The organism is Robertmurraya massiliosenegalensis JC6 (assembly GCF_000311725.1).
Lineage (GTDB): Bacteria > Bacillota > Bacilli > Bacillales > Cytobacillaceae > Robertmurraya > Robertmurraya massiliosenegalensis.
Genome location: NZ_HE978511.1, coordinates 1,110,907 through 1,122,692 on the forward strand (window position 1 = coordinate 1,110,907; position 11,786 = coordinate 1,122,692).

The following is an 11,786-nucleotide window of genomic DNA, read 5'->3' on the forward strand; positions in this document are numbered from 1 at the left end:
TTACATCTCTCCCTTTTCTTCATCTTTTTTCTTTCCTTTGTATAGTGCATGGCGCTGGCTATAAAATCCTAGTAGGTACATTCCTGAAAGTGGTTCATCTGTAAATTCATTAGGTTTCATTTTTGAACCTACTTCATCTAATAAACTACTTAAGTAATTTAATCGTGTTCCTAACTTTGCTTGATAAGGCTGAATACTTGCTTGAATGACATTCCATGTTCTGAAAGGATGCCGAGAAAATGCATTCATATACCTTATTGCATTTGTTGAACGTTTTTCATCATTATCGAGGGCCGTTCTTTCTAATACGTCTGCAATTGCTAGCATTCTACCAAATAAATAATCACGATTATCATTGTTTTTATCTAAAGCCACATCTATCTCCTCCTTTTCATATGTTTTTCTTATTAATGCACAAGCAATGCTAAGAGTCTTTTCCCATTCCCACTTATCCATAGAAACAGGATTAGAAGCCCTATTAAAAACACTCTTCACTATATCCAATGGTATAGCTCTTCCATCTATAATAGAAGGTAGCATTCTTTCAACTAGCCCCTTTATTACCTTTTCATTTACCTTCAATCCATAAGCGGCAAAGGCAATGTCCTTAGTTGCTGGGGCTCCATGAAATTTGATTCCCTTTTTATATTGGTGAAGCCAATAGCAAGTTTTATGCCAATTCTCTATTCTGTTCAAGAATAGATCTTTATCCATATCACGATAATAAACCACTGACATTCGTCCTGGAGTAGCAGCGTCAATGATCATGATTATGACGCTAGACTTATACTCAAGACTATTTCTATAGCCTGAAATTGCCAATTGCACTTGGCTTGCAAATTCCTTATGAGTTACATCCCCCAATAGCTCCGATTCAAAATCATCATATAACCCTAGAGTTTCAGAATCTTCATAAGGAGATGGAATTTCTACATTATCTTTTCCCCATACGAGGAAAACTTTCCCATCAATTGTATAACCCTGTTTAGCGATCAACCATTTCAAGGCATTATGTGCTTTTTGTGAGACTTCATTACTAATGGAAACTGCTTCTCGAGTAGTTTTAAAACGACCAAAGTATGTTAATTTACTATTATTCTTACATATTAATTTGGCCATATCACCAGGACGACGAATCCCTGATGCATGTTTCTCTGTTGACGGTAAAATTTTCCCAGTCACATAACATAAATCCATATCTTCTAAGGAGTCTTCATAGAAACTCGTAAAAGATTTATGTATAGATGAATCTCTCCACAACCTTAATTCTGGTTCCCCTACTGTAATAACAGAAAATCGAACAAAGGCCTCACTTTGATCTGAATTTAGCACCTTAAACAATGCTGGTTTTTCTCCATATTTTTCTTTAATACTATTACTCCATTTTTCAATAAATCTATTATTCTCATCAACATAAATAATTCCTTCATTGACTAAGTCTTCAATTAACCTACTCTTCTTTACGTAGGTATACACGCTCTTTACCTTTGGGTGGCCATATTTAGAATCACACCAACTTTTTAATTGAGTCATATAATCAGAGTGTGGGTTTCCTTTTTTTGCTACACCACCATACTTCAAATAATCTCCTGCAACGTAAACCAACTTATCAAATAAAGGATGCGGTGCTGGCGCACTTGTCCTATTTGCTGATGCATCTGTACATGGAACAATTGTGCTTGCATCGCTTTTCTCTACTACCTTCGCAGAGATAAAATTACCATTAATATCTAAAACAACTTCAATCTGGGCACTTTGAGTAGTATGAGCAACCGGAATAAGAGCATATTCTTGATCAAACTTATTTTTCTCAAATTCTCCTATAAATTTATTATTTGAATTATATGTTTCGTATAGATTTCTTAACCATGTCATTTAATCACCCCTTTTGTGAAAAACCTCTTCATACAGTACTTCAATATCTTGTATATTAGATTCGTCAAATTTCTTTGGTGACATTTCTCCAACTTTCCGAACCATGATACATTCATCTGGACGAATGAATTTTATGACCCCAGCTTTCATACTCGCCCTCCATAGCCGTGTTTCAATATTTGTCCTACCTGTTTCATCTGGATAATTCAGACCATGAACCATTACACCAAAGTCAATTTCACCTGGATATTCATCATAAAATCCGACTCCTTCATCAAATACACATGATTCAACATACCCTTGACATTCTCTAGAACCAAGAAAAATATCTCTTCTACCTCCGACTTCAACAGCTCTCTTAGCAATACTAAAATGTTTATTTTCATTTCGATCAAAACCCAAATCTTTTCTATGTGGATTAAATACAAAATGTGCACGGACTTGATATTTAACGTCTTTCAAATAAGTATAAAATGCCAAATCTCCCTTTTCATCTTGATATTTTTTTAATCGAATCCCTTTTGATTCTGTTTGAATTGGATTCATTACACGCACTTCATCAATTATCCACATTATTGTAGGCTTCCAGTAAATTGATTCAACAATTCCTTTCAAACTTTGATACGTAGGGATTTGATAGGACATTTTCTCTCCTCCAATTTTTGTTAATGGATCGGTGAATAATGCATACCTACCTGATACTTCAAATTCAATTTGGTTTCTCAAACTTGCACCTCCAGTAATCAAAATATTTTCATATCGATACTTTAAAAAATAAGAAACATAGTTTCATTATTACTAAACTTCTATTTTCATCCCCATCTATTTTGAAAACTTTCTATTATTCAAGAACTCATCTTTATTAAATTGATGAGTTTTTGTTTTAATACATTTCTAACGACCAAATTCCATTCCCTTTAGGGTCAAGACCCATCGCTTCACTGTATGCCACCTCTTTCAATGCATAGACACTTCCGTGAAATAGTAAATCAATATTTTTTGCTTTACTTAGTTCCTCTAATTCCGGTGAATAGACATTAATGATATATTGCTGGGCTCTTTTGAGAATAGAAGATAATTCATTACTATCTACTTCACCATTTAATTTTGAAATAATTTCTCTTGCTTCAAAATTATAAGGAACGAGCACCGACGTTGTGGGACTATCTATAACTTGAAAATACTGCTCTGCTATAGCAAATGACTGCCTACTAATCAATGGAAACTTCGCATTATTCTTATTGAAATATGCGGAAAAATAATCTTGATTGAAATTTAGTAGATCAAAGAGGTTTTTTTCTATGGTTGGGATTGGATAATCTAACTCATTTTGAATTTGATAGTAATAATATTTAAAATAAATATTGATCGCTTCTTGTGATAACAAATCATTGCCGAACATTTCAGGGTTACCCTTAAATTCTTCAAGTACACGAGCAGTCTGTTCACTTCCAATTCTTATTTCCCTTAACTTGGTAAGGATTTCATCCGCAGACTTAATAATATAGACGTTTCGAATAACATCTTCTCCGTGTCGATTACATCGTCCTGCTGCTTGTGCAATGGAGTCTAATCCCGCTATAGATCGAATGACACTTTGAAAACTTATGTCTACCCCTGCTTCAATTAATTGCGTACTAACACAAATAACTCTTCTTTTTTTAGAGAGAGAATCTTTTAGTCTCTGTAATATGTTTTTACGGTGTGCAGGGCACATATTTGTACTCAAGTGAAACAATTCGTACTCTTTATGTTCTTTAAGTTCTTCAAAGAGTTTTCGAACAGCTGTTTTTGTATTTAGAATGACCAATACATTATCCACTGTCTCCATCTCAGTTAAGATGAAGTTCGTTAATTCAGGAGCATTCATTCCACTAGGAGTTGTTTTATCTATTATATTGACACGCTTAAAACTCCTGTTTACCAGATTGATATCCTTAATCATTTCTGCATCCGTAGAAACATGAAGTTTATTCTCTACAAAATCTAGTGCCGGCTGTGTAGCTGTACACAGTACAATACTAGAATTGCAAAAACCATTTAGAAAATTAAGGGCTTCATTGAATAATGAAATACACTTAATTGGTACAGATTGAACTTCATCGAAAATAACAATAGAATTAGCTAAATTATGCATCCTTCTAGCATTTCTTGTCCCTCTTGAGTAAAAAACGTTCAAAAATTGGACCATAGTTGTAAAAATAATCGGACTTTCCCAATTATCTCTAGCAAGCTTAAGTTTCTTCGTCTTTAAATCATAATCTTCATTTTCATAACCTGATTCTTCTATTACATTGGAATGATGTTCTAATATAAATTCATCATTTTTTAAAATATCTCGTACCTCTTTTGCATTTTGCTCAATTATGGTTGTATATGGCACAACATATATTATTCTCTCCTTTTTATATTTAACTGCATGCTTCAGTGCATATCTGAGGCTAGCAAAAGTTTTTCCACCACCCGTAGGGATTGACAGTGTATAGATCCCCGATGGATGCGAAGCAAACGCTTCACATTGTTCCGACATTTCATTTCTTAATTGATTAATAGGATGACTAGCTGCTTCCGACACCTGAAACGATGTTATCCTTTCCATTAATGAATAGTAACTCTCTTCAAAAAATACATCAGAATCAAATGCTGATTCTTCATTTTCATCTTCTTCAAACACTCTAGTATTCGTTCGATCGGCATCAATCAAAGCACTGAATATGTATTTGACAATAAGTGAGAATGTGAACGGCTTCAGTTTATCCTCTCTAAACTTTTTCAAAAGATGAACGACCTCATTCTTAGCTTTTTCAAAATAGTCATCAAAGTTCGATTCATCTATTTGTACATTAAAAAAGGTGTCTCTTGCATTATCGAATTCCTTAATATCTTTCTCTTTAACTCTGTTTAAAAAAGGTGATGTTAGATCAGATGAAAGGAAGTCTCTTAACCCACTATGATGGGAAATGATGCACATGGCCAACCATTCTACCGTAAGTTTGACTATGGGATCTTGAGCATCATCATAAAATTTACTATAGAGTAACTTTCCACCAGCAGTAGAATGGTCAACAGAGCCCCTTGGTGGAGGATTATCTGGATTAGCAACTGCCGCTTGAATATAATCATAAAATTCTTCTGTGCTTTTTCCTAAATCATGTAAGAGTCCGGTTAGGCCAGCCAAATGCTGTAGTCCGATTTTCCCTCCAAATTGTTCACATAACTGACGTACTTCATCCAAATGTTCCCTTACTGTTTGTATCTTCCCATCCTTTTCACGGATATGTGCAATATACTCCATCCGTTCACCTTCCTTTTATTTCTTATTTACACTCAATAAATCAGCATTGTTGAATTTACTCAGGTCAAAATCAATACAGTACTTTACTACCATTCTGGAATTCATCTGGAAAAAAGTCAATTAAATTCCAAGTTTAGACAATTTAATTTCATAATTTAAACTCAGCTAGAATTAAATTTATTTCTTGCTTATTTGCTATTCTTCTTTCCATATCAGTAATTATAAATACAGGACTGACAAAAAGTGTCAGGGAACAAATATTCTTTTAAAAAAAAGCAAAAAAATAGAGTCCCTTAAAAAATAATCAAGGCACTCAAAATGACTGTTTTATATACTTTCTACTTTTGATATGTTTTTACCATTTCCTCAAATTCACGCTGCAACTCTTTACGTATGGTCGCTGGTTCTATTACTTCTGCACTAGTTCCAAAAGAACGAATCCATCTTAAAAATTCGAGCTTACTCTTCACTTTTGTTTTAAGTAAGAGGGAGCCATCCTCTTGCTCTTCTAATATTGTGTCTGTGTAAAAATCGTATTCATATATGTATCTACTAATCTCTTTTTGGAATTTAACGATGAATGAAATTGGCTCCATTTCTTCTGCAAATATGGACCATCTATTTGCCAGAAAATCAGAAATTGAAAAGCTTTTTGGTATCTGATAGTGCGCTTCCGTTAATTGAATAGACCGAACTCGGTTTAGGCGAAATACTCTTACCTCTTTTCGTAAATGACAGAAAGCTATAACGTAAAGCTGACCACCTCGTGGTATAAGATAATAAGGATCCAATTTTCTATATGACATTTCATTCCGATGCATTGAAAAATATGATACTTGTATCGAAATATTTTGCGCAATAGCTTGGACTAAAAGCGGCATAATTTCTACATGATTTGAGTTATAATATTGATCTTGAAATAATATCCGCTCTCCAATTTGAGCACTGATTGGTTGCACACTCTTATTGTTATGTACCTTTCCTCCGATTTTTTCTAGACCGGAACGATAAGCTAAATAATGGGGATGCTTTTCTGAAGTAATGTTCCCCGAAACAAATGGGTAAAGAATGAGTGCCATCCATTCTTCAAAAGTTAAATTTTGTGGTGATTCTACAGGTTTACTAATAAGTTTATATCCTTGTCGACCTTCATTTGTATAATAGTAACCAATCTCTTCCAACACTCTCATATCTCTGTATATGCTACGAATTGATGTCTGACAATGTCTTGCCAACTCTGCTGCAGTAACGGTTTCATGATTATCTAAATAATTTACAATATAAAATAATCTTTCTGCTTTTTGAGAACGCAAGCGGTATTCTCCCCCCTTAAATAATTTCTATTTGCTTCCATTTTATCACTTAATTAGAGCTAAGTTGGATAATTTTTTCCATAATTATCTTCCTTAAAGACAGACCTAGCAAACCACAAAAAGAAGCACACAGAACAAAGCCCCTACAAAATGTAAGAATCTTCCGGTTTGTCTAATTCAATCCAAACATCACTCACCCTTAAGCGGAATTTTTCCTGTTATCTCATCAATGGAAGCCCTTTTAGGCGAAATAACGGAAGATTTTCCGCTTATGGAGGGCAAAATCGTTTATTTTGGCATTTTTTCAGTGAATAGCAGGAATTTTTCCTGTTATGTCGGCTCTTTTTCATGATTCTTGCTTATTAAGCGGAAATTTTCCTGTTATTTTTTCATACCGATGTTTCTACTGTTTATACGAGCATTTTATCGAACACTTATCCTCAAGTCGAGGGAGTTTATAAATTCCGGAACAACCAAAAAGGAGTCCATTAAGAACTCCTTGTCGGAAATTATGCATACATCTTATCTTCCTGCTCCTTTTTAAAGAAGCTTCGCATGGCGTGGAATACATCGGCTTTTTGCTTGAGGATGTAGTATCGGAAGTCTTCATTTTTGATGTTTTTATACGCAGACATGAGGGTTGAATGGCGGTTGTATTGGTTTACTTCTCCATATCCAAACATATTGGATACCTTCATAATTTGTTCTACAAGCTTGACACATCTTGCATTATCAGACGTTAAATTGTCTCCATCGGAAAAATGGAATGGATAGATATTATATCTGGTTGGATTATATTTCGAATCAATTAATTCTAATGCTTTTCGATAAGCTGAAGAACAAATCGTTCCTCCGCTTTCTCCCTTTGAGAAAAAGTCTTCTTCACTGACAACTTTAGCCTCTGTATGGTGAGCAATAAATTCAATTTCAACCGTTTCATATTTTGTCCGTAAAAATCGGGTCATCCAGAAAAAGAAACTGCGTGCCATATACTTTTCCCAAATCCCCATACTACCACTTGTGTCCATCATCGCTAGAACTACCGCTTTTGAATCAGGTTTTACAACCTCATTCCACGTTTTAAATTTCAAATCCTCACGATAAATAGGATGAAAGCTTGCCTTTCCCGTCATTGCGTTACGCTTAAAGGCCGTCATCATCGTTCGTTTCTTATCAATATTCCCCATTAAGCCCGTCTTTCGAATATCATTAAACTCGACATTCTCAACAACGACATCGTCTTGCTCTTTTCTTTTCAAATTCGGAAGCTCCAGCTCCTTAAATAGCGCCTCCTCAATATCCATTAACGATACTTCTGCCTCAAAATAATCTTCACCAGCTTGGTCTCCTGCACCTTGACCTTTCCCAGGTCCTTTTTGGCCACTTGAACCATCACGCGCAACCACGTCACCAACCTGACTATCCCCATCACCTTGGCCAACATGTTTGTTCTTATCATAGTTGTAGCGAATTTTATATTCATCCAATGAACGAATCGGTATTTTAACCACTTCCCTACCATTTGACATGACAATATTTTCTTCTGTAATTAGATCCGGTAAATTATTTCGAATCGCTTCTTGGACTTTTTCCTGGTGGCGTGTTTGATCATCGTGGCCTTTGCGGTGGAGGGACCAATCTTCCTTCGAAATTACAAATTGATGATTGTTAGCATCAGTCATTTTAACCCCTCCTTATTTTTTTGTTCTTATAAGTTCACCTTAGAAAACCTTGACGACTCTCCCATTTGGCCTACTTTTCTTTTCTCATTCATCATGGCATCATCATAATAATAATTAATAAGATTCACACAATTTTACTTTCTTGCATACAATATCTCGGATGTCTCAGTTATAAAGTAAATTGGTGATTACTCTATCCTATGCAGTAATTATAAATAATTTACAAATTATTTCGACAATGACTAAATAGCCTAAAAAAAATGGACAAGCTATTGGACAAAATATCCGTAACTTTTTGACTCTCTTCACTTTAAAGTCGAGCTCATGACGAGATTATGAGGAACCTCTTCAATCTTCCCACATCATAGCCCGCTTTCAACCTTCCCAATTAGATACAAAAAAACTGACAGAACACTCACGCTCTGTCAGTTTTCTATTTTTAACGATTGAGTAAACTTCCTACATATCGCAAAAGTTCGTTTGCTGAAGTGGAATTGTATCCGTGTTCATCAATCAAACGTGCTACCACTTCATTGACTTTCTTCAGTTGTTGCTCATCTGGTGTCTTGGTGGAGGTCGTGATTTTCACAACGTCCTTCAAGTCAGCAAATAGTTTTTTCTGGATGGCTTCACGCAATCGATCATGTGAGTTATAGTCGAACCTCTTACCTTTACGGGCATAAGCGGAAATCCGAATTAAAATTTCTTCACGGAACGCTTTTTTCGCATTTTCAGAGATTCCAATTTGCTCCTCAATTGATCGCATTAGCTTTTCATCTGGATTAATTTCTTCACCTGTTAGCGGGTCACGAAGCTTAATTTTGTTGCAGTAAGCTTCCACATTATCCAAATAGTTATCCATCAAAGTCTTAGCCGATTCTTCATACGAATACACAAATGCTTTTTGCACTTCTTTCTTCGCAATATCATCATATTCCTTACGGGCAACAGAAATGAAATTTAAATATCGCTCTTTTAATTCATCCGAAATGGAAGGATGCTGATCAAGCCCTTCTTTTAATGACCGTAAAACATCTAATGCATTGATGGACGTCATTTCTTTTCGAATGATAGTTGAAGAAATACGATTGATGACATAACGAGGATCAATCCCGCTCATTCCTTCATCATTGTATTCCTTTTTCAATTCTTCTAAATCAGCTGTATTAAAGCCCTCGACATTTTGACCATCATAGAGCCTCATTTTCTTAACGAGGTCGATGTCCCCTTTTTTTGGTTCCTTTAATCGGGTTAAAATCGTGAACATCGCAGCAACCTTTAATGTATGTGGCGCGATGTGTACATTTGAAACATCACTTTCTCGAATCATTTTCTCATAGATCTTCTCTTCTTGACTAACCTTTAAATTATACGGAACAGGCATGACGATAATCCTTGAATGTAAAGCTTCGTTTTTCTTATTTGAAATAAATGAACGATACTCGGTTTCATTCGTATGAGCCACTATGAGTTCATCGGCGGAAATTAACGCAAATCGGCCCGCCTTAAAATTGCCCTCTTGTGTTAATGATAATAAGTGCCATAAAAACTTCTCATCACATTTTAACATTTCTTGAAATTCCATCATCCCTCGATTTGCTTTATTTAGTTCCCCATCAAAACGATAGGCACGAGGGTCTGATTCTGACCCATATTCAGCGATGGTTGAAAAATCAATACTTCCTGTTAAATCGGCAATGTCTTGAGATTTTGGATCAGATGGGCTGAACGTTCCAATACCCACTCGTTTGTCTTCTGAAAAAAAGATTCTTTCGACTATTACATCTTCAATCCGTCCACCATATTCTTTTTCCAAACGCATTGTATTTAGAGGGGAAAGATTTCCTTCGACTCGGATTCCATACTCATCAAAAAAGTCCTGGCGTAAATGATGCGGAATTAAATGTAATGGATCTTCATGCATGGGGCAGCCTTTAATCGCATAGATAGCACCGCGATCTGACCGAGAATACGTCTCCAAACCTCGTTTCAGCATCGCAACCAACGTCGATTTACCCCCACTCACAGGACCCATTAATAATAGAATTCTTTTTCGTACGTCTAGTCGCTTTGCTGCTGGATGAAAATACTCCTCCACTAACTTCTCTAAAGATTCTTCCAATCCAAACAGCTGGTTGCTGAAAAATTGATATTGATTCTTCCCATCAACTTTTTCTACTCCTGCATCTTTTATCATATTGTAAACGCGGGAATGTGCTGACTGGGCAACCCATGGCTGTTCTTTAATGATCTCTAAATATTCTGCAAAAGTACCTTCCCATTTTAATTTTTCTTCTTCATGTCTTTGCATCTCAATTTTTTTAAAATATCCATAAGGACCCTCCCCTGTAGCTTGATCAGAGACGATTAATATAATCTATGCGAGCTATCATTCGAACATGCGTAAACAAGAGTGAGTTTTGATAACGCACTAGAGAAAAGTCCCTTACCTAGCAGAAAAATGACCTGTCAAAAAAAATCCATACTTAACATTCACACTTTTAATTGAATAGGCTATAATAAACCTATATGTTATTTTTGAGAATAATTTATGATGATAAAATTTAATTTTAAGGGGGCATACATAAGTGAAACTAATTCTAATTCTTGGGGTTATGGTTGCATTCCTATCAGCTATCTTCACAGCTGGCTACAACGATAAGCCAGGTGCGAATAAATAATTTTTGCTACATACAAAAAGCTGCTGAAGCGTTCAGCAGCTTTTTTCATTACCGTAATTTCAATTTTTGTCCTTCAACAAATTCCTTCATATACATGCGGGATTGCTTTTCGAGCATCGTACCCATTTGTTCTGTCCATGTATCTTTTCTTTTGCCGCCGGTTCTTTCTTCATAATATTTTTGAATGATTTCATTATATTCTTTCAGTTCTTCTAAATAGGTTTGTTCCTTTTCTTCATACGTATTTTCGTGATACACATGTTTGAAAGGTAATCTAGGCTTCTGTCCAGATATTTTCTCTGGGTAGCCCACTGCTAAACCAAATAAAGGTATCACTCTTTTCGGTGTCTTTAATAGGTTCACCACTTCATCTAATTGATTGCGAATTCCTCCAATGTAACAAATGCCCAGCCCCATCGATTCAGCTGCAAGTGCTGCGTTTTGGGCTGCCAATGAAGCATCTACGAGCGCAACCATAAATTTTTCTGTACTTTCAATAGAAGGTTCAACATCCCTTCCTTCTAGATCTCCAATCAACGTATGTCGATATAGGTCTGCACAGAATACAAAGAAGTGACCATTATGCTCTACATAGGATTGCTGTCCTGCAATCTCAGATAATCTTTTTTTCTTCTCTTTATCCGTTACGCCAATAATGGAATAGGCTTGAATAAAGCTAGAAGTTGAAGCAGCCTGAGCACTCGTGACAATTGCTTCAATTTGCTCCTTCGTCAATGGCTTATCCTCGAACTTTCGAACCGAACGATGGTTTAAGATTGTCTCTATCACTTGATTCATTCAAATCGCCTCACTTTCAACATAATCTACTATTATTCAATCAAATATGCAGGAGAGTTACAAATATTAGAACTTTGAAAGGAATGTGTAAATACGCTTATTCTTGTCCATAAATGTAGATAAATCATCGTTGGAGAAGAAG

7 protein-coding genes are annotated in these 11,786 nt (G+C 35.5%); all 7 read right to left on the bottom strand.

Going from position 1 to position 11,786, the window contains the following annotated elements; translation table 11 throughout:
* Positions 1–1,875, bottom strand: a complete 1,875-nt coding sequence (cas8c, locus tag BMSHG_RS05580; protein ID WP_019153451.1) for a type I-C CRISPR-associated protein Cas8c/Csd1 — start codon at positions 1,873–1,875, stop codon at positions 1–3.
* The gene (gene cas5c / locus BMSHG_RS05585) at positions 1,876–2,601 is read right to left on the bottom strand and encodes a type I-C CRISPR-associated protein Cas5c (RefSeq protein ID WP_019153452.1); all 726 of its coding nucleotides are present in this window, start codon (positions 2,599–2,601) and stop codon (positions 1,876–1,878) included. It abuts the gene before it with no gap.
* Between the two features lie 157 nt (positions 2,602–2,758).
* The gene (locus BMSHG_RS05590; RefSeq protein WP_019153453.1) at positions 2,759–5,170 is read right to left on the bottom strand and encodes a CRISPR-associated helicase/endonuclease Cas3; all 2,412 of its coding nucleotides are present in this window, start codon (positions 5,168–5,170) and stop codon (positions 2,759–2,761) included.
* 338 nt (positions 5,171–5,508) lie between these two features.
* Entirely contained in the window at positions 5,509–6,483 is a 975-nt protein-coding gene (locus BMSHG_RS05595) for a helix-turn-helix transcriptional regulator (protein ID WP_019153454.1), read from the bottom strand.
* Positions 6,484–6,992: 509 nt separating this feature from the next.
* A complete protein-coding gene (gene yhbH / locus BMSHG_RS05600; protein ID WP_019153455.1) occupies positions 6,993–8,165 on the bottom strand; it encodes a sporulation protein YhbH in 1,173 nt (390 codons plus the stop codon).
* Positions 8,166–8,604: 439 nt separating this feature from the next.
* A complete protein-coding gene (locus tag BMSHG_RS05605; RefSeq protein ID WP_019153456.1) occupies positions 8,605–10,476 on the bottom strand; it encodes a PrkA family serine protein kinase in 1,872 nt (623 codons plus the stop codon).
* A 418-nt stretch (positions 10,477–10,894) separates the two neighbouring features.
* The gene (gene nfsA, locus BMSHG_RS05615; protein ID WP_019153458.1) at positions 10,895–11,644 is read right to left on the bottom strand and encodes an oxygen-insensitive NADPH nitroreductase; all 750 of its coding nucleotides are present in this window, start codon (positions 11,642–11,644) and stop codon (positions 10,895–10,897) included.
* Between the last annotated feature and the right edge of the window lie 142 nt (positions 11,645–11,786).

Bases quoted from the DNA above. Each gene is read 5' to 3' on its own strand.
- BMSHG_RS05605 (WP_019153456.1), bottom strand. From the start codon at position 10,476: ATGCAAAGACATGAAGAAGAAAAATTAAAATGGGAAGGTACTTTTGCA.
- nfsA (WP_019153458.1), bottom strand. From the start codon at position 11,644: ATGAATCAAGTGATAGAGACAATCTTAAACCATCGTTCGGTTCGAAAG.
- yhbH (WP_019153455.1), bottom strand. From the start codon at position 8,165: ATGACTGATGCTAACAATCATCAATTTGTAATTTCGAAGGAAGATTGG.
- cas8c (WP_019153451.1), bottom strand. From the start codon at position 1,875: ATGACATGGTTAAGAAATCTATACGAAACATATAATTCAAATAATAAA.
- BMSHG_RS05590 (WP_019153453.1), bottom strand. From the start codon at position 5,170: ATGGAGTATATTGCACATATCCGTGAAAAGGATGGGAAGATACAAACA.